This window comes from Dokdonia sp. Asnod3-C12, from assembly GCF_045063975.1.
GTDB lineage: Bacteria > Bacteroidota > Bacteroidia > Flavobacteriales > Flavobacteriaceae > Dokdonia.
In genome coordinates, this window is the sequence record NZ_JBEFNY010000003.1 from 1,024,481 (window position 1) to 1,049,437 (window position 24,957).

A 24,957-nucleotide genomic window follows, 5' to 3' on the forward strand; every position below is an offset into this window, starting at 1 on the left:
ATCGCTATGGAAAAGTTAAGTGTCGACATAGAAGCAATAGCAAAAAATGCTATTAGAGATGTTTTTAGAACTGATACTAGCAAACCTGGTTTTATTCATATTGATTTAGGTGAAGAATCTTCCTCTAGCGAACTAAGAGCCACCATGGTTGCTCTTAAAAAAGAATTATCTAGCTACACAAAAGCGACTTACAATAGACCCTTGAGCTATCACTGGCTTGTTCGTTTTGACCAACAAGTGAACACACCTTTCCATGTAGATAACGCTGCAAATCAATCTTTTTTGATGCTGGGTTATGAACCCACACCTATACAAAGTGAGCTATATATAGGAGACTATCACAAGTATGCTAGAGAATGTATAGATGCTCCAAAAAGCTATCTTAAAGATTTTACTCCAGTTTTTGAAAATAATCACGAGCATCTTAAACCGTACATTACAAAAGTGGATACCTTGTCAAATAATTCTTATAGTATTGTATTGATAAATAATAGTGTTCCTACTAATCATAAAGAAACATTAGGTGCGTTTCATAAAGCAACAATGCGTTCTCAAGATCTCTCAAAAGAGAGAGTGGTAAATTCTATGATTATGAATATGCTTGCTGAACATGAAGAAGCACTTAATGAACCAGATGAACAGCGCTTTATTACAACTAGCGAAATAAGTAAATAGCAAAGAAATGAAAGAAAAATTAAAAATAGATATTGTCTCAGATGTAGTTTGCCCATGGTGTACCGTAGGTTACAAACGCTTAGAAAAAGCAATATCAGAACTTGGCATTGAAGACCAAGTAGAGATAGAATGGCAACCGTTTGAGTTAAATCCTCAAATGCCTGCCGAAGGTCAAAATGTAGATGAGCATATTACAGAAAAATATGGATCAACTGCAGCGCAACAAAAAGAGTCTAAACAACGACTAGTAGATGCTGGAAATGAGCTTGGTTTTACGTTTGACTATTTTGACGATATGAGAATTGTAAACACTTTTGATGCGCACGTACTATTAGAGTATGCAAAGAAATTTGACAAGCAAACAGCATTAAAAATGCGACTTACCGCTTCTTACTTTAGTGAGCGTAAGGATGTATCACAAAGAGAGGTCTTAAAACAAGCACTTCTCGACGTTGGCTTAAATGCAGAAGAAGGTATGGCCTTACTTGAAAATGAAGAAGCTCGTTATGAAGTAAGAACACAGCAAGGTTACTGGAAGAACTTAGGTGTAAATTCAGTTCCTACCATTGTTTTTAATCGAAAGAGTGCGGTTACTGGAGCACAACCTGTAGATTTATTTAAGAAAGTACTCTCAGAACTTATTGCAGAATAAGAGAACAAACATACTACTCTTTGAAATTCGCTTTTCCCTAAAAGCATTTTTAAAGAACATAGAACCCGTACATAATGCTCAAAAAGCATCTTGTGCGGGTTTTTACTTTTGATGCTGCGTGGATGTATTCAAGTAATTACGCTTTCGCGAAAGCGTAACAATACCACTACCCTAGTACTTCCACTCAATTTTTAAAACTATTTTCTCTTCTCCATGAAAAGAAACCACCTCAACTCCGACCTATAGCTGAAGAACTTAATATCATCGCTATGGAACCTTTACAAGAAAAAAGCATAATTATATTTGACGGAGCTTGTAATCTCTGCAATGGTGTTGTGGGCTGGCTCCTTAAATTTGCACCAAGCGAATTGTTTGAATGTATCGCCTTTCAATCTCCAAAAGGACAGCATATTTTAAAAGAATATGGAAGACCTACAGATCGATTAGATACAGTAATGCTTATTGAAAATCAAGAACTACATACACATTCTGATGGGTTTTTAAAGATCATTTCTAAAATCCCAAAATGGAAATCGGTAGCAGCACTACTTGCATTTATCCCAAGAATCATACGTGATTTCATTTACAATACTGCTTCTCGTAATAGACTTAAATGGTTTGGTGCTTCTTCATCTTGTACCATCAATATTTAATATAGAAACCCAACACTCCCTAAGAAGCATTGGGTTTCATCAAACAACAAAAAGCGACACCCGTAGGTGTCGCTTTTTGCTAGTTGTCATTAATACAATCTATAAATTTTACATCTCTCGTATTCTTTTGCACCGCTATGGCTGAAAACAGACTTAATGTAAAAGACATTCCATAAAATCCTTTCTCACTTAATTCTAGATCTGCATTCCATAAACCTACAACGAGTAATAAGATCGAGACGATGGTGACAAACCAACTTATACCATAATAAATATCTGTTACTGGGACTCCTTCTAATCTATCTCTCACGCTTTTTTGTACAGATACTACGGCAAATAGTCCAAATAATAATACCGTAAAGTAATACCCCTTTTCATTAAGGTACATATCTGCATTCCAAAGTCCAATACAAAAGGATATCATCCCGACAAATAATGCACTCCATGATGCACTTATAAAAGCTCCCGTAGGCTTGTTTGAAAATGGTTCTTGTTTTTTATTCTTCTTTTCTGTTACTGGTGTTTCAAATTGATTTTCCATAATAGTTGTTGTTTGTTGTTGTTTAATTGGTAATTCTGATATTCTAAAAAGCTTCCCCCATCCCTAAAGGGTGGCTTTTTCTAATTGCAAACCTGATTTCCACCCTTTAGGGTTGGGGTAAAAAAATGTGATGTTCTAAAAAACTTTCTCCATCCCTAAAGGGTAGCTTTTTCTAATTATAAACCTGATTTTCTCCCTTTAGGGTTGGGGTAAAAAAATCTGATGTTCTAAAAAGCTTCCCCCATCCCTAAAGGGTGGCTTTTCTAATTGTAAACCTGATTTTCTCCCTTTAGGGTTGGGGTAAAAAAATGTGATTAATGATTTCACGCTTTAGGATTGGGGTGAAATATTATCTTTAATAATCTCCCCTTCAATTTTCTCTTCCGTTGTTATCTCCATAATGTGATCTCCGCAAGAGTAGCAGTGTGGTAGGTGTGCATAATTTGTAGTTTCACAGCTGTTACAATCTTTAAAGAGTTGGAGACCGCAGTGGCGGCAGTAGTTGGTTACTTTTAGACTTCCCGCCACTCCTTTTTTACCTCCGCTCTGGTGGAACTCATTAATAAGGTAATCTTTACCACAGCTAGGGCACATATGGTTTTCTAATGCTTTCTCGGCAACTTCTTCTTTTATTTGCTTTGATCGCTCTTGAGTAGATTGTTGTAAGTCTTCCTTCTTGCGTTTTATAAATGATTGTAGCGATCGTATTGCATACACTCCTAAAAAGATGGAAAGCAGGATACCGATTGTAAATCTCACATAACCTCCGTAGCTAGGTAAGTACGGCACTAGACCTACAAAAAAACCGTAGAAAGAAAAGAATACAAAACCACGATATAGCGGCCAGTACGTATGCTTTCTTTTCTTTACAAGCATCCATAAACCTAGCAGCAGTATAGGAAGCACAAATAGTAGACGTTTTAAAAAAATGCTCAGCTCATAACTTCTCACGGCATCATCGTGTAAATTGTACACTACCTCCATAGCCTCCTGCTCTTGCAAGCTATAGACTGCCTGTGTATTTCTTAATGTTAAGATAGCGGCTGCATAAGCAGATTTTTCTTTCTCATAAGATTGTATCACATCTTGAATGGAATCCATCGTTAGGTTGCGCTTTCGCACCTCGGCATCTACTGTAGATGATTGCGTAGCTGTACGTGTAGAAATCCAAGATTTAAAAGAGCGCTGCTCTTGAGATAAGGTAGTTTTGTCTAACTCAAGATTTATTTCTAAAGCTTCCTGACTACGGTATTGTTCATTAATTGAATCTTGTACGGTGCTGTATAGCTTTCTGTAAGTAGCGACATCTGTTTGCGATTCAAAATTTTCTATCGTAGGACGATTATCAGATTCATCAATATCCCAGATAATTCTATTTGCAAGTCCTATTAAAAATGCAGCCAGTAATATACTTATGACGTAGTGTACTACGGTTGTCGTTCTTGACAGTTTTTTGTTGTTAAATTCCATGACCTTGTTGTTTGATTACAGGGCAAAGATGCAGTGATGTAGCAGATAATAAAATCTAACATTTTAATATTACTTATGATATAAATAGAAATACATATCATTAAATACCTATATTTATTAATCTTTGAACAAATAAAACTTACGATTTAAAATGGATATAACAGCTATTATACAATCTTTCTCTACAGAGGACAGTAAGTTATTCAAGGCCTATTTACGTTCAAAAAACAGAAGAACAGACACAAAGAATCTCACATTATACAACCTTATAAGAAAGGGAACTCCTCTCAAGGAGATAGATATTCTGCTCTATGGGAGTGCAAATCGTAATGCGTATCATGCGCTATCAAAAAGGCTACAAGACAGTCTCATTGATTTTATAGCCACTCAAAATTTTGAAAATGAAACCTCAGATGATATGCAGGTTTTTAAATGGATACTCGCGGCTCGTATTCTTTATGAGCAAGATCTCCATAAACCAGCTCAAAAACTTTTAAAAAAGGCAACTCAAAAAGCAAAAGAGCTTGATCTGCACACGGCACTTATTGAAAGTTATCACACCCAGTTCCAGTACAGCCATCTTCATCCAGAGGTAGATTTACAAAAGCTCACGCAAGCCGCACAACAAAACCAGCAGCGATTTATACAGCAAGAACAACTCAATATGGCATATGCACACATCAAGCGTATACTCATATTTGACGAGCATCTATTAAAGAAAGGGATCCAGAAAACGGTAGAAGAGATACTCGCTGCTTTTCATATTGAAATCAACGAGACGTTCACCTTTAAATCCCTGTACCAGCTGCTTGAAATCATAAATACTGCAGCGCATTTAGATCACAATTTTGGGGACGCTCTACCTTTTATCACACATACCTACAATCTGATAAAGAAAAAAGACATCATTCAAGAAAAGCAGCGCTTTTATCACATCCAAGTGCTCTACTTTATGGCAAATGCTCACTTTAGAGTGCGCGATTTTGAGCAGGCAACGCATTACCTCTCGTTAATGAACACTGAGATGAATGCCGAAAATGGAAAGTGGAAATCCCGCTTTCGCGAAAATTTGCTTCTCATCAACTCCTTCGTTTTAAATTACAGTGGCAACTCCTCCCTGGCAATTGCAGATATAGACAACCACATCTCAACAACAAAACAGAAAGTTGATCCAGATATATTGCTCGCACAAGTAGTGTTTCTCACACAGCAAGGTGAGTACAAAGCTGCTTTAAGTACGCTCAATAAATTTAAACATACCGATAGCTGGTATGAGGAACGACTAGGAATAGACTGGATGATTAAAAGAGATTTACTCTCATTGATTAATTATTATGAGCTAGAATATATTGATCTAGTTCACTCACAACTACGTAGCTTCAAAAGAAAGTATAAAAAAATCATCCTTTCCGAAGTGAGACTGGAGCGCTTTATAAAAGTATTTAGCCAGATTTTTAATGATCCGACTATTGTGAAGAAGGCAAATTTTCGCGAAAGCGTAATGAGTCAATTTACTGTAGCGTCCTTAAAAGATGAAGATATTTTTATGGTGAGTTTCTTTGCTTGGATAAAAGCTACGCTAGACGGCACAAAACTTTATGAGACCACACTTGCCATGTTGTGATTTTCTTAACAATATAGGGAGTCGCTGGTCTGTACCTTTTACCCACCAAAAAAGGTCAACCGAATGAAAAGAAAATTATCCTATGTGATGGCAACCCTATTTGCCATTACTATCGCAAGTTGTAGCACGTCACAATCTAAAGTTGCCAGCAAGGCAAGTGCTTCAAAATCAAAAGCAAAAGACAGTAAAAATGCCATTAAACCTTATGGCAAAGTCATCACAAAAGATGCAAAGACTGATGAAGGTCTTTTTACCGTACACAAACTAGACGACAAATATTTTTATGAGATTCCAGACTCACTTATGGGTCGTGAGATGCTCATGGTTACTCGTATTGCAAAAACTGCTGGAGGCTTAGGCTTTGGTGGTGGAAAGCAAAACACATCTGTGTTACGCTGGGAAGTAAAAGACAAGAAAGTATTATTACGTGTGGTATCACACCAAGTATATGCTGCAGACTCACTCCCTATCTCTGAGGCTGTAAAGAACAGTAACTTTGAACCTGTATTATATGCTTTTGACATTAAAGCGTATCATAAAGACAGTGTTTCTGGTTCTAGAAACACAGTAATTGATGCAACTGGTCTTTTTGAGAGCGATGTGAAGCCGCTAGGTTTACCACAAAGAAGCCGTAAAGGATTAAAAGTAACAAAACTAGATACTAAGCTTTCTTACTTAGATACTATAAGAAGTTACCCAGAAAACATAGAAGTACGTAGTGTAAAAACGTACGCTTCTTCTGATGCACCGTCTAATAGTGCTACGGGAGTAATCTCTCTATTGATGAGTAACTCAATGATTTTACTACCTAAAGAGCCTATGCAACGTCGTATGTTTGACGAGCGTGTAGGATGGTTTGGACGTGGTCAAACAGATTATGGAATTGACGTTCAAAAAAGTAAAACAGTGCGCTACCTTGACCGCTGGAGACTTGAAGTAAAAGACGAGGACATGGCTGCCTTTAATCGTGGCGAACTTGTAGAGCCTAAAAAGCAGATTGTTTATTATATAGATCGTGCGACTCCAAAGAAATGGATTCCATTTATCAAGCAAGGTATAGAAGACTGGCAAGTAGCTTTTGAAGCTGCAGGTTTTAAAAACGCCATCATCGCTGCCGATCCTCCATCTGTAGAGGAAGATCCAGACTGGAGTCCAGAAGATGTACGTTATAGTGTAGTACGTTACCTAGCTTCTCCTATTCCTAATGCAAATGGACCTCACGTAAGTGACCCACGTTCTGGAGAGATTTTAGAGAGTGATATTAACTGGTACCATAATGTAATGACATTATTACACAACTGGTATTTTGTACAGACTGCGGCTATCAATCCAGAAGCTCGTAGCAACGAATTTAAAGATGAAATCATGGGACGATTAATTCGTTTTGTGAGTTCGCACGAAGTAGGTCACACACTCGGACTTCCACACAACATGGGAAGTAGTGTTGCTTATGCGGTAGATGATTTACGTGATCCTGAGTTTACTAAAAAATATGGAACTGCACCATCTATCATGGATTATGCACGTTTTAACTATGTAGCTCAACCAGGAGATGGTGATGTAGCTTTAATGCCTAACATAGGTATTTACGATAAATATGCTATCAACTGGGGTTACCGCCCTATCCCATCTGCAAAAAGTGCAGAAGACGAGAAGAAAACACTAGATAGCTGGATACTTGAGCATGCTGGAGACCCTATGTACCGTTTTGGGAGACAACAAAGAGGAGTTATTGATCCTAGCTCACAAACAGAAGATCTAGGTGATGACGCTATGAAAGCAAGTGCATATGGTATTGCAAATCTTAAACGTATCGTACCTAACCTTATCGAGTGGACGGCAGAAGAAGGTCAAAACTACGATGAGCTAGATAAAATGTATGGTCAAGTATTATCACAATACAACCGTTACATGGGCCACGTTGCTGGTAACGTAGGTGGTGTATATGAAATGTACAAAACGTATGATCAAGAAGGAGCGGTATACACACATGTACCAAAAGCAAAACAAAAAGAAGCATTAGATTTCTTACAGACACAACTCTTTGACACACCAGAGTGGTTACTTGACAACAACATTTTTGACAAGATTGAAAATGCTGGAAGTGTAGAACGTGTAAGAGGTTTCCAGACTAGAACACTTAACAACCTTCTAGACTTTGGACGTATGGCTCGTATGCTTGAAAATGAAGCTATGAACGATACAGATGCATACTCACTGGTTACTATGATGTCTGACTTAAGAGCTGGTTTATTCTCAGAGTTGAGAAGCCGCCAGGCGATAGATATTTACCGTCGTAACTTACAGCGTGCATATGTAGAACGTCTTGAGTTTATCATGACAGAAGATCAAAGCGGTGGTCGTTTCTTTAGCGGGACTAGAGTAAATGTAGGTCAGAGTGATATACGTGCCGTAGTACGTGCAGAGCTTAAAGATCTTAAACGTGATTTACAAAACAACCGACTTAGAGACCGCATGAGCCGCATACACTCAGAAGATCTTGTAGAGCGTATCAACATGATACTTGATCCTAAGTAATAATTACAACAGCTTATTTATTGAAACAGCCAGCAATCATTTGATTGCTGGCTGTTTTTTTTGGTTCATTTTTAGGATGTCAATTTCTTATTAAAACAGATGATTAATAGGGTTACGCTTTCGCGAAAGCGTGCTTTGATAAAATCATAATAAAGTCACAAAAAAGTATAATCATTAAACCTTCCTCTTTTTTTAGGGTCATATAAGTGTTCAACAATTAAAAAATAAAAAAGATGAAAAAGTTAATGATGATGTTTCTAGTACTTGCGACCGTATCAATGTCTGCACAAAGAGGTCCAAGATATGGAGAAGAAAGAAGAGGTAATGACATGACTACAGAGCAAGTTGCTACACTAAGTACAAAGAAGATGACACTTGCACTTGCACTAGACGATAACCAGTCTAAAAAAGTGTACACAGTACTTCTTGATCAAGCAAAAGATCGCAAAGCGATGCAAGCAGAGCGCAAGGCAAATAAAGAAAAGCCAGAGCTTACTAAAGAGCAACGTTATGCAAAGAACAATGAGCGTCTAGATAAGCAGATTGCTATGCAAGAAAAAATGCAAAGCATCTTATCTGAAGATCAGTTCAAGCAGTTTAAAAAAATGAATGCTAAGCGAAAAGGAAAGCGTGGTGACAAAGGAAAAAAAGGTCACAAAGAATCACGCAGAGGAAATAAATAATTTTGATTGATTGGTTTATTTTTAGATTGAAAACGGCATCCTTGATTGGGATGCCGTTTTTTTGTTATAATAATTTTGATAAATGATTAAGGTTGTTCTCCTTCCAAAATTGTTAAGAAGTCAGATATATCTGCTTCTGTATATTCTCCAACTCTCAACATAAATGAACCCTTTTCATTAATCATCATAAGAGCATAACAATGTCTTCCACTTTTTAAGTTAAACGTTTTGGTGAAAAAATCATCCTTGTCCTCATAAAAGTCTTTTCTAGACTTTGTAAGCTTTCTTAATAGATTATCTTCAAGCGAGATGTAAATATTTGTGACATTTTTCAATGCTAATTTCCTATAAAACTCATCATTCCAATCATTATCAATTACTCGATATTGATTGCGCGGACAAGTACTTAAAAAAGTTTTAAAATTAATAATAAGCTTGGTTTCTGCTTTCCAATTATAGTTTTGCTTCAGAAATGCCAGTTTATGTTCAGGTATGGAACCTTCAAAAACAAATTCACTTCTTCTATCTACTTGTGCATGGCCTTCAATTGAGAAAGAAAACAATACAAGAACTAATACGATAATATTTTTCATGTCTATAAAATGAGATAAAAAACTTATTTAAGATTGAGAGCTACACTTTTAATGATTACGTCTTACAATGTCTTCCCCACCTTTGCTACTGCAGCAATTGTCTCATCAAGATCTTCATAAGAAAGAGCGTCATTTAAGAACCAGCTTTCATAGGCACTTGGTGCTATATAAATACCCTCTTCAAGTAATCCATGGAAGAATTTCTTAAACGTATCATTATCACCCACCGCAGCCGATTTGAAATCTGTCACTGCACCTTCGGCAAAGTGTACAGAAATCATTGAGCCAATTCGGTTTATAGTAAAGGTAACTCCGCTATCAGTTAAGGCCTTATCTATTCCTTTATGTAGGTACTCGGTTTTCTTTGCTAAGCTTTCAAAAACATCGCTATTATTTAACTCTGTAAGCATGGCTAGTCCTGCAGCCATCGCCAGCGGATTACCACTTAAGGTTCCTGCTTGATATACTGGTCCTTCTGGAGCAAGGTGACTCATGATTTCTGTGCGAGCTGCAAAAGCTCCTACAGGTAACCCTCCACCTATTACTTTTCCGAAAGTGACAATATCTGCACGAACATTCATAAGCTCTTGCACACCGCCTTTTGCTAGTCTAAAGCCTGTCATCACCTCATCAAAAATGAGTAGCGCACCATGTGCGTCACATAGCTCACGTAATCCTTGTAAAAATCCTTCGGCTGGGAGAATACAACCCATGTTACCTGCAACAGGCTCTATAATAATTGCTGCAATCTCCCCTGAATTTGCTTCAAAAAGTTCTTTTACATTTTCTAGATTATTATAATCTGCAAGTAAGGTATCTTTTGCCGTACCAGCGGTTACTCCTGGACTATTAGGAGAACCAAAGGTTACCGCACCACTTCCTGCTTGAATAAGAAATGAGTCTGAGTGACCGTGATAACAACCTGCAAATTTGATAATCTTCTCTCTTCCTGAGAATCCGCGAGCAAGACGCACTGCACTCATGCAGGCTTCTGTTCCACTATTTACAAAACGTATTTTATCAATTCCGGGAACCATAGAAATGGCAAGCTCGGCTATTTTTGTTTCTATCTCTGTAGGCATTCCAAAGGAAGTCCCTTTTTGTGCTTTTTCTACAACAGCATCTACCACAGGTTTATGCGCATGACCTAAAATCATAGGACCCCATGAAGCGATGTAATCAATAAGTCTGCGTCCATCCTCATCATATAAATAAGCTCCCTTTGCTTCTTTTACAAATACAGGATCTCCTCCTACAGATTTAAAAGCTCTTACGGGACTATTTACTCCTCCTGGTATTACTTTTTGAGCTGCTACAAAAAGCTCACTACTTCTTTTATAAATCATCTAAATATGCTATTTGTTGTCTGTACATTTTACACTGTACAATCTTGTACTATATTTTATTCAAGGATCTAATGTCTTAATACCCTCTATCAAATGGTTTGATAAAAAGCACTTGACCTTCAAAGATTTGATCACCATCAATACCATTCCATTTTTTTAGTTCTGGCACCGTTACATCATACATGCGAGATAGACGGAAAAGCGTTTCGCCCTTTTGCACAGTATGTTGGTTATTATTATCTGTCACTTTTTTATAGTCTGCAACATCTTTACCTAGTACTTCACCGTCATAACGATATAGCTCATAACGTTCTACTAGGCTAATTAATTTTTGAGGATACTTCTTATCTGTTGCATATCCTGCAGCACGTAACCCATTTGCCCATCCTTTATAATCATCTTTAGGAAGTTTAAAAAGATCTGTATAGCGCTTTCTTCCTGTTAAAAATAAGGAATGATCTCTGTAAGAAAACTTAGCCAAACTATACTTTCTAAAACATTCTCCCTTCGTATCATCGTCATGATAAACGGTCTGACCTTTCCAGTCGTGACATTTAATACCAAAGTGGTTATTTGCTTTTTGTACTAGCTCTCCTTTTCCGGCACCAGACTCAAGAATTCCCTGTGCTAGTGTGATGCTTGCTGGGATTCCGTATAGCTCCATTTCTTCTTTTGCGATATCTGCAAAGTCTTCTATATAACCGTTTACGCCACCCTTAGGAACTGGATTAACTCCATTATCAAGATTGTCATCTGGAGTTGCTGCCTCCTCAACTTTTGGAGAAGGTTGTCTTCTCTCGACGGTACGTGTAGTTTTTGTTCTTTTTTTAGAACGTGTGGCTTTTTTAGAACCACCACAACTTACAGACAGTATTCCTATTAATAAAAGTATGGTAAAACGTTTGAACATATAATTAATGTATGAGTGGGAGTCCTTTTTTGGCTAACTGGATATTCATTCCTGCAATTCCTTGTAAACCTCCCGTATGAACGGCTAAAATACGAGAATTCTCGCGGAAATACCCACCTTTCATAAGCTCTGAAATACCATAAAGCATCTTACCCGTATAAATAGGATCTAGTAAAACGTGATGCTCAGCGTGAAATTCATTTATAAAGTTAACGAGATCACCATTCACCTTTGCATAACCACCAAAATGATAGTCGGCAATAATCTCCCACTGCTCGTTCATTGCATATTTTCTCACCTCATCTGCTACCCAATCTCCTTTAAGAGCTGGAAACCCTAATGCCTTCTGGTGGGGCTTCAGGCTATTTATGATACCAGAAATTGTACCTGCTGTTCCTATGGGGCAGCATATATAGTCAAAGTCTGTATCATCATCAGTTAAGATTTCTTCACAACCTTTAATAGCGAGATTATTGGTTCCGCCTTCGGGAATTATAAACGGATTATTAAAGGTTTTTGTTATGCTTTCGCGAAAGCGTAACTCATCTTTCTCACGGTATTCTTGCCTTGATATAAAGTGAAATTTCATCCCACACTTATGTGCAAATCCCAACGTGGGATTACTTTCAAGCGTCTTAGCAAGATTAACACCTAGCTCTTCTCCTCGTATAACTCCTATGGTTTTGAAACCTTCTAACTGTCCGGCTGCTGCTGTCGCCGCAATATGGTTTGAGTAAGCGCCTCCGAAAGTGAGTAGCGTATCATAACCTTCTCCTCGGGCTTGTATAAGGTTATATTTAAGTTTTCTAAACTTATTTCCAGACACTGTAGGGTGCAACAAGTCTTCCCTTTTAATAGAAAGGGAGCGTCCATTTGTTTCTGAAATAAATTGATTTTCTGATGTAAGATTCACGGGTTAAAGATACGCTAGAAAACTCCAAAAAGGACGTTTTTCTAGATAGCTAAGCTCGCACTCACGAGCATAAGCCTCTCTTTCAAAACTGATATTAAGGTAAGCCACATAGTTGTCTCTATACTGTATAAGTCTTATAAAATACTCTATTACATACCATATAAAGAATGGCAGCACAAGCATTTCTGCTTGCTGTCTAATGTGGATTTTCTCGTGATTAATAAATACAATATCCTCCTTAAGTTCTGGAGTACGCATCACTATAAATGGCCAGAGAGTAACTCCCACAAAGCGTTTGCGCAATAAATATTTATTTACAATTAGAAACATAGGTCAAAAATAAATTAATTATAACATCTAGCATCTTAAGATCTCCTTAATACTTGTACGTTATTACTAATACTATAGACGTTATTCAAAGTCTATGCCGTATCCTTATCTTTGTCTTATGTCCTACTTAAAAAAACATATTCCTATAGAAGACGGCGATTATTACCTAACGCCAGAAGGCTATAAATGTTTTACAGAGCAATACCACCTTAAAAGAGGTTATTGTTGTGAGAGTGGCTGTCGTCATTGTCCATATGGATATAGTAAGAAAACAAACAAACAAGATGGATAGTAGGCTTAAACATTATAGAAAGCGTACTTATAAATCCTATCATCGCGTAGATATACGTTACCCTTAGTGAGTAGAAGCAATTTGTAATCATTGTTTCACTTAACACTCACATCTTATGACTTTTCAAGAACAAATTTTAATGGGTATTCCTGCTAACTTACCACCAGCAAAGGAGTACAACCCATCGATTAATCACGCGCCAAAACGCAAAAAAATACTCTCTCCAGAAGAGGAGAAACTGGCTTTAAAAAATGCACTCAGGTATTTTGAACCTCAACATCATGAAGTACTCCTTCCTGAATTCAAAAAAGAGCTAGACACCTACGGCCGTATCTACATGTATCGTTTTCATCCAGAATATGATATTTATGCAAGACCTATAGATGAATACCCCTCGCAATCTAAAGCGGCAGCGGCAATCATGTTAATGATACAAAACAATCTGAATCATGCGGTTGCACAGCACCCTCACGAACTCATTACCTACGGAGGTAATGGCGGTGTGTTTTCAAACTGGGCACAGTATCGTCTTACGATGCAATACCTCGCCCAGATGAATGATGAGCAAACGCTCGCTATGTACTCTGGTCACCCTATGGGTTTATTTCCTTCCCATAAAGATGCTCCACGAGTGGTGGTAACTAACGGGATGATGATTCCTAATTATAGTAAGCCAGATGATTGGGAAAAATTTAATGCCCTTGGTGTTACTCAATACGGACAGATGACAGCAGGAAGTTTTATGTATATCGGCCCGCAGGGAATTGTGCATGGAACTACAATCACGGTTCTTAATGCGTTTAGAAAAATAAAGAAATCTCCTTTAGGTGGTCTCTTTGTAACCTCTGGACTGGGCGGTATGTCTGGAGCACAACCTAAAGCTGGTAACATTGCTGGTTGTATCACGGTATGTGCAGAGGTAAATGAAAAAGCGGTACACACAAGACACTCGCAAGGATGGGTAGACGAAGTGATAACAGATACTGACACGCTTGTAACTAGGATAAAACAAGCTAAGCTTGATAAGGAAACCGTATCTATCGCTTACCAAGGAAACGTAGTTGAAGTCTGGGAAGCTTTTGACACGCACAACATCACCATAGATATAGGCAGTGATCAAACTTCTTTACATAATCCATGGGCTGGTGGTTATTACCCTATGGGATTTACTGTAGAAGAGGCAAATGATATGATGGCAAATGATGTAGACCGCTTTCGCGAAAGCGTACAAAGCACTCTCAAGCGTCATACTGCAGCCATCAATGCTCATACAGCAAAGGGCACTTACTTTTTTGATTATGGGAATGCCTTTTTATTAGAAAGCAGCCGTGCGGGAGCAGATGTCTTTGCCGAAAATGGTATTGACTTTAAATATCCTAGTTACGTACAAGATATTATGGGACCTATGTGTTTTGATTATGGATTTGGTCCTTTCCGCTGGGTATGTGCTTCTGGAAAACAAGAAGATCTCTTAAAAACAGATCAAATAGCTTGCAGCGTTCTTGAAGAACTTGCCAAAGATGCTCCTCCAGAAATCCAGCAGCAAATGCAAGACAATATCACTTGGATAAAAGGAGCGCAAGAAAATAAGCTAGTCGTAGGATCACAAGCTCGCATCCTCTATGCAGATGCAGAGGGAAGATCAAAAATAGCACAAGCTTTTAATGATGCAATCGCACGTGAAGAAATAGGTCTTGTGATATTAGGACGCGATCATCATGATGTGTCTGGTACAGATTCTCCATATCGTGAGACGAGTAATATTTATGATGGAAGCCGCTTTACGGCAGACATGGCGATACAAAATGTAATAGGCGATAGTTTTCGCGGTGCTACATGGGTAAGCATACACAATGGTGGTGGCGTAGGCTGGGGAGAGGTTATAAATGGAGGTTTTGGTATGGTAATTGATGGTAGTAAAGAATCTGAAAGACGCTTACAGTCAATGCTTTTCTGGGATGTAAATAACGGAATTGCTAGACGAAGTTGGGCTCGTAACGAAGGTGCTGTTTTTGCAATAAAACGAGCCATGGAAAATGAACCTAATCTTACAGTAACATTGCCAAATTTTGTGGATGATCACTTATTAAATAATCTTTAAAACAAACTACTATGAAAGCACTTAGACTTTTACCATTGCTAGGAGCCGTACTCTTATTGGCTTCATGTAGCACTGTGCGCGTAGCTTCTGACTACGACAAAGAAACAAACTTTAGCGAGTACAAAACGTTTGCTTTTTACAAACCAGGAATAGACAAAGCAGAGATTTCTGATCTAGATAAAAAACGTGTGCTCCGCGCTATTGAATCTGAGATGATGGCAAAAGGTTTTACAAAATCTGAAAATCCTACGGTGCTTGTAAGCATATTTACAAAAGCTAAAGAGCGTATTGATGTATACCAAAACAACTTTGGCTTCCGTGGGGGCTGGGGTGGTTTCTGGGGACCATGGGGAGGCCCTTGGGGCTGGAACGGTGGATTTAATAACAACACCGTTGCAAGATCTACTCAGGGTACTTTATACATTGACTTAATAGACGCAAATAAAAATCAGCTTATCTGGCAAGGTCAAGGTACAGCACCACTAGTTACTGGAGATGTAGATAAGCGTGAAGAACGCATTAACCTAATTGTTCAAGAAATTTTAGGTGTATATCCTCCACAAGTAGCAGGAAAATAAAACATTGTTTGAATTAGCCCTTAAACTTAAAAAGCACCCCAAGGGGTGCTTTTTTAATATATAAAGCTTCTCTACCTATCTATTCAAAATAAAACCAAATTGCGTAATTCTTGAATCCTCAAAAGCTACCATAGCCTTGACTACACCAGGAGTTTTATCTTTAGACATACACATGCCTGGAAATGGACATATAAGCTCTAGCCCCTCAACTAAAAGCACTTCATTTTCAGTTATATCTTTCGTGATTTCAACATTGTTGATTAAGAATTTCCCTTGAAAAGTTTTCGCAGAAACATTTTCATCTCCATCCCAATTAAAATTTATGCTCATAGAAATTATAATTCCAGAGATTACGTTAAAGCTTAGACCGTTATCGTAAATATAAATTCCACCATCTACTTTTTCCACAAAAGTTGACTCTTGGCCTATCTCATTTGCTATAACTTCAAAAGACGTATTACTAGTAATCTCAAGATCATTTAATTTTAAATTATTATTCTCGGAAAATGTAATCACAAGATTATCCTGTGAATGTCCGAGCTGAAATGAAAACAACACGAGTGTTAAAATTTTTAAATATTTCATATTTCTTTTTTAATTGAGTTCTTAGTTTTAAAAATGAGAGTAAATTATTTCTTTTTAAATAGTGCCTAGAAGACTACTTCTTCTGTCTTTTCTAATTAAATTTTCACTTTACGCTCAGTTACAACGCTCCCAGTGTATCTTTTGTAAACTTACTCAACACTAAAGTACCACTCATCTCAGCACGTTCTTCTAAAAGTGATGGCCAGTGATCTGTACCTTCCCATAATGCTTTTTTCATAGCAGCTACCGCTTCTGGGTTGTATGAAGCAAGTTTTACAGCTAGCGCTTGTACTGCTTCATCCATTAAAATTGAGGTTTCAAAAAGTGCTGCATACAGTCCTTTTTCTTTTGCCCACTCTGGGCTATAAAATTCTGTTGCATTCAGTGTCAAGTCGCTTAGTGCATTTAATCCCATCTTACGCTCAACTGCAGGAGCTATTACAAATGGACCTATACCTATGGTGAGTTCGCTTAATTTTATACTTGCATACTTAGTAGCGTAGCAATAATCTGTTGCAGCGGCAAGACCTACGCCACCTCCTACTGCTTTACCTTGAATGCGACCTATGATAATTTTAGGACAAGAGCGCATAGCAAGAATCACCCGTGCAAAACCCATAAAAAATTCTTTTCCTTCTACACTATCTTCTATGCTTTTGAGCTCATCAAAGCTAGCGCCAGCACAAAAAGTGCGTTCTCCTCCACTTTGTAATACAATTACTTTCACATCTGCATCTTGACCACTGTTGTTTATAGCATTTTCTAAATCTGACAACACTGTACTAGGCATGCTATTGTGTGACGGATGAAAGAATGTGATGGTAGCGATTCCGTTTGCTTTTAATGTCTTTACGTATGGTTGTGTCATTTTATATAGCTCAAATTAATGTTAGGTAAAAATAGGTAAATAGAGAAGAATGCATGTTTTGCCAACTCACATTTTCGCGAAAGCGGGTACCCAAAAATAAATTAACGCAAACGATTTAGGAATGCATTTTATTCACGACCAATTCTTCGTAAATTTACTTTATGGAAATACCAGTTACATCAAACCCGTTATTAGATCGCCTGCCTAAGCATTTAGGGCAATACATCAAGGCGCAAGATTATGATCAATACACTCCTATCAATCAGGCGGTGTGGAGATATGTGATGCGTAAAAATGTAGCACATTTAAGTCAGGTGGCTCATGAGAGCTATATGTCTGGTCTTAAAAAGACAGGGATTTCTATAGATAACATCCCTTCTATGTACGGGATGAATCGCATTCTTAAAGAAATAGGATGGGCTGCTGTTGCGGTAGATGGTTTTATACCTCCTAATGCTTTTATGGAATTTCAAGCATACAAGGTGCTTGTGATTGCTAGTGACATTCGCCAACTAGAAAACATAGAATATACACCTGCACCAGATATTATTCATGAAGGTGCTGGTCATGCTCCTATTATTGCAAGTCCAGATTATGCAGAGTACCTGCGTAGATTTGGAGAAATAGGTGCTCGTGCGATATCTAACGCACATGATATGGATATGTATGAAGCAGTGCGCAAGCTATCTATTTTAAAAGAAGCCGAAGGTATTGCTCAAGAAGATATAGACGCCGCCGAAGATGAGGTAAACCGCCTGCAACAAATGACGGTAGAACCATCTGAAATTGCACTTATAAGAAACCTTCACTGGTGGACCGTAGAGTATGGGCTTATAGGAACACTAGAGGATCCAAAATTATATGGCGCTGGTTTATTATCATCACTAGGTGAGAGTAAACACTGCCTTACAGATGCTGTAAAAAAACTACCTTATAGCATAGATGCTGCTTATCAAGAATTTGATATCACGCAAATGCAACCTCAGCTATTTGTTACTCCAGATTTTGGGTACTTAATGGAAGTACTAGAAGAATTTGCAGAGACTATGGCACTTAGACGTGGAGGATGGCGTGGTGTTCAAAAACTCATAGACTGCAAGCAACTGGGCTCTATCGAGCTTAACACGGGGCTGCAGGTAAGTGGGAATTTTAGTAATATGATTCAAGATGAAGACAACCGTGTTGTTTATTTTGAAACTCATGGTCCTAGTGCACTTTCTTACAGAGGTAAGGAACTTATAGGCTTAGGAACAGATCATTTTAGAAAAGGATTCTCTTCTCCTCTAGGGAAGCTCAAGCGTAGCTCTATGGCTATCGAGAATATGAGCCCAAGAGATCTTAAGGCATTTGAAATTTACGAAGGCGGCATTAACTCTTTTGAGTTTGAAAGTGGCATTACCGTAACAGGAATGATTACCACCGGAACTCGTAGTGTAGACGGAACCTTACTCGTAGTTCACTTTGATGGCTGCGAGGTATCATACAAGGGCGATAAGCTTATCTCACGCAAGAACGGACCTTTTGATATGGTTATAGGTAGCTCTGTAGTTTCTGCTTTTGCAGGAGCGGCAGATCATCACTCGTTTGACGTAAAAAGTAAAGTGAGCAGTACAGCAACCATTCACAACGAACTATCTGAAGAGGATAAAAAACTTAACGAATATTACAAGGAAGTAAGAGACCAGAGAGAAGCAAAGTCTTCACAAGAAACTGCGTTACTTACCATATTCAAAATTGTAAAGGAACAATATCCTACAGACTGGCTTTTATCACTTGAGATATTTGAGCTTACGCGAAATAAGGAAGTGCTAGCACACCTAGAATCTCTCATGATTTCTAGAGCAAATATTGCACACCTCATAAAAGACGGACTAAGTTTAGTTATGGAAGATAATGGGGTTATTCAGTAGTTTTTTCGGTAAGAAACAGCGGAAACTTGATGACTTCTTTAGTAGAGAAGCCATAATCATAGACGTGCGATCAAAAGCCGAATATGATAACGGCGCTATACCTGGTTCTAAACATATACCACTACAAACAATAGCTACCAATGCTGTAAAAATCAAGAGTTGGGATGCACCTATAATATGTGTTTGTGCCAGTGGCGCAAGAAGGGCTTCTGCCACGGCAATTTTAAAGAGCAAAGGGATTGAAACAATGAATGGAGGTGGATGGCTTTCACTTTATAAAAAAATGAACACTTAAGCTTTCATTAAAATCTCATCCAAGGAAATTCTTCAAGTAACTCTTCTTTTTGACTGTCTAACTTTGCTAAGAATTTTTGGTGCTGCTCTCCTTCGGCATTAAAAGGTTTATGAGTAATTCCTTGTTGTACTTTTGAGACTTTTTTCATTGTTTGTTGCGCTTTCGCGAAAGCGTATACCTCAACAAATCGTTCCCAAATATAATCTACCGCTTGTGCTGAAGGGTGAATCATATCTACACCATAAAAGCGATAATCACGTAACTCATCCATCATGATTTCATAAGAAGGGAAGTAAGAAACAGCGCTCTTGTCAACTAGTTCATGAATGGCAGAAATCAAATGAGATTTACTTCGGGTGTTTTCTATGAATCCATCTTTTATGTGACGCACTGGAGACACTGTAAAAGTGATGTGAATATCAGGATTGAAGTTACGTACAAGTTTTACTATGCTAGATAGGCTTTGTACAATATCATCTATAGACAAGAGCTCTTTTGCGAACTCCTTTTGAGGCACCTTATGACAGTTGGCTACTACCTCATCTCGTTCAAGATGTCTATAAACCCAAGCAGTACCTAATGTGATAAAGAGATGGGAAGCACTTTTTAGTTGCCCCCTAAGTAATTGCTGTGCCTCTTGAAGATGTATTACAGCTCCTAGCCTACTCAAAGCATTTTTATCACTATGAGCATAGTATGATTTCCAGATACCATCAAGTTCAAAAACATCTTCCTCGGTATATGTTTTATCTTCAATCGCATCTTGTATAAGGCGCTCAATCGCTATAGGATTAAATATAATCCCAAACGGATTTGTAACCGATTGGAATTTATAGTAGTCAAGTTTATCCCCTATGTTTTCTGAAAAACAAGAACCCAACAGCAGCAGCTTATCATCATACCCAAACGGTGTTGATGATGCAGCAAGTGGCAACTGAGTCTGTAACTTTATCATAACACAAGAAGCATTCTTTATAAAAAACCATCCACTTATTAAGTTAATAAGCAGATGGTTGTATGTGTATTAAACCAAGTAGTTTTTTACTTCGGCAATTGCGGCGTCTATTCCTGCTGGGTTTTTCCCTCCTGCAGTTGCAAAGAAAGGTTGTCCACCACCTCCACCTTGGATGTGCTTTCCTAGTTCGCGCACCACAGTACCTGCATTCAATTTCTTAGAAGCTACAAGCTCCTTTGAAATGTAGCAGCTTAGCAATGCTTTACCGTCTTGCTCTGTTGCAAAAAGGATAAACACGTTGTCTTTATTTTCTCCTAGCTTAAATGCAAGATCTTTTATTGCTCCTGCATCTAGGTCTACTTTTTTGGCAAGGAAATCAACACCATCTATATCTGTAAACTCCTTAGCAAGGTCACCGCTTAAGTTTTGAGCCTTCTCTCTTATGAGTGCTTCTACTTGTTTTTTTAATGCAGTATTCTCATCCAGTAAGTTAGTAATTGCTTTTACTGGATCTTGTGCATTTTTAAGTGTAGCTTTTACATTATTGTAAGCCTCCGTCTCTGAAGTAAAATAATCTTTTGCAGCATCACTTGTGATTGCTTCTATACGACGTATTCCAGATGCAACAGCACCTTCTGAGGTAATCTTACAATGCCAGATTTCTCCAGTACTTGGTACGTGAGTTCCTCCACAAAGCTCCATAGACTTACCAAAACGGATAGTTCTAACCGCATCTCCATATTTTTCTCCAAATAATGCAATCGCACCTTCTTGTACTGCCTGATCATAAGGAATTCCTCGCTGCTCTTCTAGTGATAGATTTTCGCGTATGCGTGCATTTACAAAATCTTCTACCTCCTTAAGTTCCTCTTTAGTCACCTTAGAAAAGTGAGCAAAGTCAAAACGTAAATTCCCGCTATGTACCATACTACCCTTTTGCTCTACGTGCGTACCTAGTACCTTACGTAAACCTTGGTGTAATAAGTGTGTCGCAGTATGGTTTGCAGCCGTGCGGCTACGTTGTTTTGCGTCTACCACTGCCTTAAACGTTCCATCTGTAGATCGCGGAAGATTTTTAGCAAGGTGTATAATTAAGTTATTCTCTTTCTTAGTGTCGATAATGTAAACTACCTCTCCGTTAGGAGTCTCTAGATATCCTTTATCTCCTACTTGTCCTCCACCTTCTGGATAGAACGGCGTAAGATTAAATACTAGTTGGTATAGCTCTCCGTCTTTTTTACTCTCTGTCTTACGGTAGCGAGTGATTTTCACCGGTGTTTCTAATGTATCGTATCCTACGAATTCTTCTTCGGCATCTTCATGTAAGATATTCCAGTCGTCTGTCTCTACCTTGGTTGCTGCACGAGAGCGGTCTTTTTGCTCTTTAAGAGCTGCTTCAAAACCTTTCTCATCAAGCTTTAAGTTTTTCTCGCTAAGTATAAGTGCTGTAAGATCTATTGGGAATCCGTAGGTATCATAAAGCTCAAAAGCTTTATCACCAGCAACAGTATCACCCTTAGTCTCCGCAATTACATTATCAAGTAATAGTAATCCTTTATCTAGCGTACGTAAAAAAGAAGCTTCTTCCTCACGTATCACATTTGTCATTAAGTTCTTTTGTGATTTAAGCTCTGGAAATGCGTCACCCATTTGCTTCACAAGTGTTGCCACAAGCTTATAGATAAATGGTTCCTTCGTGTCAAGAAACGTAAACCCGTAACGAATTGCACGTCGTAAGATTCTACGGATTACATAGCCAGCTCCAGTATTAGAAGGTAACTGCCCATCTGCAATTGAGAATGATACAGCTCTTACGTGATCTGCGATTACTCGTACTGCAATATCTATTTCTTCATCATTACCACACTTTGAGTTTGTGATGGTTTCTATCTCACTCATTAGTGGAGTAAAAACGTCTGTATCATAATTAGACTGTACTCCTTGAAGTACCATACATAAACGCTCAAATCCCATTCCAGTATCTACATGCTGGTTAGGTAGCTTCACAAGCGATCCATCTGCAAGACGATTGTACTGCATGAATACGAGGTTCCAGATTTCCACAACATGTGGATGGTCCATATTGATGAGTGTCTTCCCGTCTACTTTTGCTTTTTCTTCGGCAGATCTTATGTCTACGTGTATTTCTGAACATGGTCCACAAGGTCCTTGCGCTCCCATCTCCCAGAAGTTATCTTTTTTATTTCCATCGATGATTCTATCCTCATCAATGCGTTGCTTCCAGATATCAAAAGCTTCTTGATCTCTATCTAATCCATCCTCCTTATCTCCCTCAAAAACACTCACATAAAGACTGTCCTTATCAATCTTAACTACTTCCGTTAAGAATTCCCAAGCCCATGATATTGCTTCTTCTTTAAAGTAATCACCAAAAGACCAGTTACCCAGCATCTCAAACATCGTGTGGTGATAGGTGTCTTTACCTACTTCCTCAAGGTCATTATGCTTCCCTGAAACACGCAAACATTTTTGAGTATCTGAGAGTCTTGTATTTTTTGGCGTGGCGTTTCCTAGAAAATATTCTTTAAAAGGCACCATTCCCGCGTTTGTAAACATTAACGTGGGGTCATCCTTTAAAACCATTGGTGCAGAGGGCACTATGGTATGTTTTTTGGATTCAAAAAAGTCTAGAAACTGTTTACGTACCTCTTGAGATTTCATACGATGGATGGTGTGGATAATTTATTTTATATTTGAACGTTGTTGAGGTTTTAAATCACGCTTTCGCGAAAGCGTACTAAACCCCATAAACAAACCCCAAAAATAAGCATTTTAACTTATGTCTAAGGTAAAATATTACTACGATAGTGAGACACTATCCTACCGAAAAGTAGAGAGAAAAAAGGGACGCACCTTTGGCGCAGCATTGATATTCATTGCAGCAACCGCTCTTATGGGACTTCTTATAACGATTGCTGTGTTTAACTCTGGTGTCGATACTCCTAAGGAACGAAAACTAGAACGTGAGCTGGCAAATATGTCATTACAGTTTGAGATTCAAGAAAAGAAACTTGACCAGATAGAACGCGTACTTGCAAATGTAGAAGAGCGAGATAATAATGTATACCGTGTATTATTTGAAGCTAGCCCTATTCCTGATGAAATAAGACAAGCAGGTTTTGGAGGTGTAAATCGTTATAAAGACTTAGAAGGGTTTGATAACTCTTCTATGATTACAGGAAGTGCAAAACGTATTGATCAGATCACAAAACGACTTGTAATCCAGTCAAAGTCTCTAGACGAAATCGCAAAACTAGCCGAAGAGAAAGAAGCGTTACTCAAAACAATACCAGCTATACAACCGGTTCAAAATAAAGACCTCTCACGAGTAGCCTCTGGATACGGAATGCGAGTGCACCCTATTTTAAAATACCGTAAAATGCACAACGGGATGGACTTTACAGCTCCTCCTGGTACGCCAATTTATGCCACGGGTGATGGAAAAGTCACTAAAGTAGGACTAGGAAGTGGTTATGGTAAAATGGTAATTATAGAACATGGTTTTGGCTATAAAACGTATTATGCGCACATGAGTAAGTACAAAGCTACCGTAGGACAGAATGTAAAGCGTGGTGAAATTATAGGATATGTGGGCAATACAGGTCTATCTTCTGGTCCTCACCTACACTACGAAGTATGGAAAAACGGCACTGTAGTTAACCCTGTAAACTTTTACCATAATGATCTTACTCCAGAGGAATATGATCTTATGCTAGCTGCGTCATCTATAGAAAATCAATCACTCGATTAATGTATATAGACCTTCCAGAAAAACTGTATTATACTATAGGTGAAGTCTCAAAGGCATTTGATGTAAATGCATCTTTGATACGTTTCTGGGAGAAAGAGTTTGATGTAATCGCTCCTAAAAAAAACGCTAAAGGCACAAGGAGATTTACACCAGAAGACATTAAAAATCTAGAGCTCATTTACCATCTGGTTAAAGAGCGCGGTTTTACACTTGAAGGTGCAAAAACACACCTCAAAGAAGGTAAAAAAGAAATTTTATCAAATTTTGATATTATAAGAAAGCTAGAGGCTGTAAAAGCACAACTACTAGAGATTAAGTCTAATCTCTAAAAACGCTTTCCTTTATAATAATCGCGATAAGCTAGGCCTATAAAAAATAAACTAGTGGTTATTGACAAGAGGCTCATTACAAGATACTGCCCAGACACGAGGTGATATACACCTGCAATAACACCTATAACTCCCATAGATGCTAGTAAATATAAAAGTTTTAAATCCATAACAATAATACACTACAAATGAGTGTTGCTTTTTTATTTGCAAAAATCAAGCTTATACAACTCTTAGACGGCGAGTTTAACAAAACCTTATTGTCTTCTTATAGTAATTCTTTTTCTTAACTTGCTACTATTGCACGTTACTTGTAACAAATCACAACAAACAACAACTAACTA

At 38.0% G+C, this 24,957-nt stretch carries 25 protein-coding genes; 13 read left to right on the forward strand and 12 right to left on the reverse strand.

Going from position 1 to position 24,957, the window contains the following annotated elements:
* Positions 1 to 6 precede the first annotated feature (6 nt).
* The 3 genes from ACJJVW_RS04755 (at position 7) to ACJJVW_RS04765 (ending at position 1,980) form a co-directional block, all read left to right on the forward strand.
* Positions 7 to 675, forward strand: a complete 669-nt coding sequence (locus tag ACJJVW_RS04755; RefSeq protein WP_405250913.1) for a hypothetical protein — start codon at positions 7 to 9, stop codon at positions 673 to 675.
* Positions 676 to 682: 7 nt separating this feature from the next.
* Positions 683 to 1,327, forward strand: a complete 645-nt coding sequence (locus ACJJVW_RS04760; RefSeq protein ID WP_298329177.1) for a DsbA family oxidoreductase — start codon at positions 683 to 685, stop codon at positions 1,325 to 1,327.
* A gap of 269 nt (positions 1,328 to 1,596) precedes the next feature.
* On the forward strand, positions 1,597 to 1,980 hold the full coding sequence (locus ACJJVW_RS04765; protein WP_298329179.1) for a thiol-disulfide oxidoreductase DCC family protein: 384 nt from the start codon (positions 1,597 to 1,599) through the stop codon (positions 1,978 to 1,980).
* A 79-nt stretch (positions 1,981 to 2,059) separates the two neighbouring features.
* Here the strand turns inward: ACJJVW_RS04765 and yiaA are convergent, their stop codons facing one another.
* Together yiaA and ACJJVW_RS04775 are read right to left on the reverse strand one after the other, a co-directional pair.
* Positions 2,060 to 2,521 carry an inner membrane protein YiaA gene (gene yiaA, locus ACJJVW_RS04770; protein WP_405250914.1) on the reverse strand — a complete coding sequence of 154 codons (462 nt, stop codon included), beginning with the start codon at positions 2,519 to 2,521 and terminating at the stop codon, positions 2,060 to 2,062.
* A 330-nt stretch (positions 2,522 to 2,851) separates the two neighbouring features.
* Positions 2,852 to 3,991 carry a hypothetical protein gene (locus tag ACJJVW_RS04775; protein ID WP_405250916.1) on the reverse strand — a complete coding sequence of 380 codons (1,140 nt, stop codon included), beginning with the start codon at positions 3,989 to 3,991 and terminating at the stop codon, positions 2,852 to 2,854.
* Positions 3,992 to 4,142: 151 nt separating this feature from the next.
* Between ACJJVW_RS04775 and ACJJVW_RS04780 the strand changes: the two genes are divergently transcribed.
* From ACJJVW_RS04780 to ACJJVW_RS04790, 3 genes are all read left to right on the forward strand, one after another.
* Positions 4,143 to 5,615 (forward strand): hypothetical protein, encoded by a 1,473-nt coding sequence (locus ACJJVW_RS04780; protein ID WP_405250917.1) that lies wholly within the window; start codon positions 4,143 to 4,145, stop codon positions 5,613 to 5,615.
* Positions 5,616 to 5,678: 63 nt separating this feature from the next.
* Positions 5,679 to 8,153 (forward strand): zinc-dependent metalloprotease, encoded by a 2,475-nt coding sequence (locus ACJJVW_RS04785; RefSeq protein ID WP_405250918.1) that lies wholly within the window; start codon positions 5,679 to 5,681, stop codon positions 8,151 to 8,153.
* A gap of 233 nt (positions 8,154 to 8,386) precedes the next feature.
* A complete protein-coding gene (locus ACJJVW_RS04790) occupies positions 8,387 to 8,836 on the forward strand; it encodes a hypothetical protein (RefSeq protein ID WP_405250919.1) in 450 nt (149 codons plus the stop codon).
* Positions 8,837 to 8,922: 86 nt separating this feature from the next.
* Here ACJJVW_RS04790 and ACJJVW_RS04795 read toward each other — a convergent pair whose 3' ends face one another.
* The 5 genes from ACJJVW_RS04795 to ACJJVW_RS04815 form a co-directional block, all read right to left on the reverse strand.
* Complete coding sequence (locus tag ACJJVW_RS04795) at positions 8,923 to 9,429, reverse strand: hypothetical protein (RefSeq protein ID WP_405250920.1); 507 nt, start codon at positions 9,427 to 9,429, stop codon at positions 8,923 to 8,925.
* A 62-nt stretch (positions 9,430 to 9,491) separates the two neighbouring features.
* The gene (hemL, locus tag ACJJVW_RS04800; RefSeq protein WP_405250921.1) at positions 9,492 to 10,775 is read right to left on the reverse strand and encodes a glutamate-1-semialdehyde 2,1-aminomutase; all 1,284 of its coding nucleotides are present in this window, start codon (positions 10,773 to 10,775) and stop codon (positions 9,492 to 9,494) included.
* A gap of 76 nt (positions 10,776 to 10,851) precedes the next feature.
* Positions 10,852 to 11,685: a glucosaminidase domain-containing protein gene (locus ACJJVW_RS04805; RefSeq protein ID WP_298329205.1), complete on the reverse strand. Its 834-nt coding sequence runs from the start codon at positions 11,683 to 11,685 to the stop codon at positions 10,852 to 10,854.
* Between the two features lie 4 nt (positions 11,686 to 11,689).
* Positions 11,690 to 12,598 carry a 1-aminocyclopropane-1-carboxylate deaminase/D-cysteine desulfhydrase gene (locus tag ACJJVW_RS04810; protein WP_405250922.1) on the reverse strand — a complete coding sequence of 303 codons (909 nt, stop codon included), beginning with the start codon at positions 12,596 to 12,598 and terminating at the stop codon, positions 11,690 to 11,692.
* A gap of 3 nt (positions 12,599 to 12,601) precedes the next feature.
* On the reverse strand, positions 12,602 to 12,928 hold the full coding sequence (locus ACJJVW_RS04815; RefSeq protein WP_298329211.1) for a hypothetical protein: 327 nt from the start codon (positions 12,926 to 12,928) through the stop codon (positions 12,602 to 12,604).
* A gap of 118 nt (positions 12,929 to 13,046) precedes the next feature.
* Here ACJJVW_RS04815 and ACJJVW_RS04820 point away from each other — a divergent pair, with 118 nt between their 5' ends.
* The 3 genes from ACJJVW_RS04820 to ACJJVW_RS04830 all read left to right on the forward strand — a co-directional run bounded on the left by ACJJVW_RS04820 (position 13,047) and on the right by ACJJVW_RS04830 (position 15,899).
* A complete protein-coding gene (locus ACJJVW_RS04820; RefSeq protein ID WP_162533589.1) occupies positions 13,047 to 13,220 on the forward strand; it encodes a DUF5522 domain-containing protein in 174 nt (57 codons plus the stop codon).
* A gap of 115 nt (positions 13,221 to 13,335) precedes the next feature.
* Complete coding sequence (locus ACJJVW_RS04825) at positions 13,336 to 15,321, forward strand: urocanate hydratase (RefSeq protein WP_405250923.1); 1,986 nt, start codon at positions 13,336 to 13,338, stop codon at positions 15,319 to 15,321.
* Positions 15,322 to 15,332: 11 nt separating this feature from the next.
* Positions 15,333 to 15,899 carry a DUF4136 domain-containing protein gene (locus ACJJVW_RS04830; protein ID WP_339846927.1) on the forward strand — a complete coding sequence of 189 codons (567 nt, stop codon included), beginning with the start codon at positions 15,333 to 15,335 and terminating at the stop codon, positions 15,897 to 15,899.
* Between the two features lie 75 nt (positions 15,900 to 15,974).
* Here the strand turns inward: ACJJVW_RS04830 and ACJJVW_RS04835 are convergent, their stop codons facing one another.
* Complete coding sequence (locus tag ACJJVW_RS04835) at positions 15,975 to 16,484, reverse strand: hypothetical protein (protein ID WP_405250924.1); 510 nt, start codon at positions 16,482 to 16,484, stop codon at positions 15,975 to 15,977.
* Between the two features lie 118 nt (positions 16,485 to 16,602).
* Positions 16,603 to 17,352, reverse strand: coding sequence for an enoyl-CoA hydratase/isomerase family protein (locus tag ACJJVW_RS04840; protein ID WP_405250925.1), 750 nt, complete (start codon positions 17,350 to 17,352; stop codon positions 16,603 to 16,605).
* A 161-nt stretch (positions 17,353 to 17,513) separates the two neighbouring features.
* Between ACJJVW_RS04840 and ACJJVW_RS04845 the strand changes: the two genes are divergently transcribed.
* Together ACJJVW_RS04845 and ACJJVW_RS04850 are read left to right on the forward strand one after the other, a co-directional pair.
* Entirely contained in the window at positions 17,514 to 19,262 is a 1,749-nt protein-coding gene (locus ACJJVW_RS04845) for an aromatic amino acid hydroxylase (RefSeq protein WP_405250926.1), read from the forward strand.
* Positions 19,246 to 19,557, forward strand: coding sequence for a rhodanese-like domain-containing protein (locus ACJJVW_RS04850; protein WP_405250927.1), 312 nt, complete (start codon positions 19,246 to 19,248; stop codon positions 19,555 to 19,557). The genes ACJJVW_RS04845 and ACJJVW_RS04850 overlap by 17 nt, the downstream gene beginning before the upstream one ends.
* A 7-nt stretch (positions 19,558 to 19,564) precedes the next feature.
* Here the strand turns inward: ACJJVW_RS04850 and ACJJVW_RS04855 are convergent, their stop codons facing one another.
* A complete protein-coding gene (locus ACJJVW_RS04855; protein WP_405250928.1) occupies positions 19,565 to 20,512 on the reverse strand; it encodes a GSCFA domain-containing protein in 948 nt (315 codons plus the stop codon).
* Between the two features lie 69 nt (positions 20,513 to 20,581).
* Entirely contained in the window at positions 20,582 to 23,194 is a 2,613-nt protein-coding gene (alaS, locus tag ACJJVW_RS04860; RefSeq protein WP_405250929.1) for an alanine--tRNA ligase, read from the reverse strand.
* A gap of 118 nt (positions 23,195 to 23,312) precedes the next feature.
* Between alaS and ACJJVW_RS04865 the strand changes: the two genes are divergently transcribed.
* Positions 23,313 to 24,284, forward strand: a complete 972-nt coding sequence (locus tag ACJJVW_RS04865) for a M23 family metallopeptidase (RefSeq protein WP_298329244.1) — start codon at positions 23,313 to 23,315, stop codon at positions 24,282 to 24,284.
* A complete protein-coding gene (locus tag ACJJVW_RS04870; protein ID WP_108877080.1) occupies positions 24,284 to 24,613 on the forward strand; it encodes a MerR family transcriptional regulator in 330 nt (109 codons plus the stop codon). Before ACJJVW_RS04865 ends, ACJJVW_RS04870 begins: the two co-directional genes overlap by 1 nt.
* On the opposite strand, the gene ACJJVW_RS04875 is transcribed toward ACJJVW_RS04870, so the two are convergent.
* Positions 24,610 to 24,783, reverse strand: coding sequence for a hypothetical protein (locus ACJJVW_RS04875; protein ID WP_013751097.1), 174 nt, complete (start codon positions 24,781 to 24,783; stop codon positions 24,610 to 24,612). The genes ACJJVW_RS04870 and ACJJVW_RS04875 overlap by 4 nt on opposite strands.
* Positions 24,784 to 24,957: the final 174 nt, after the last annotated feature.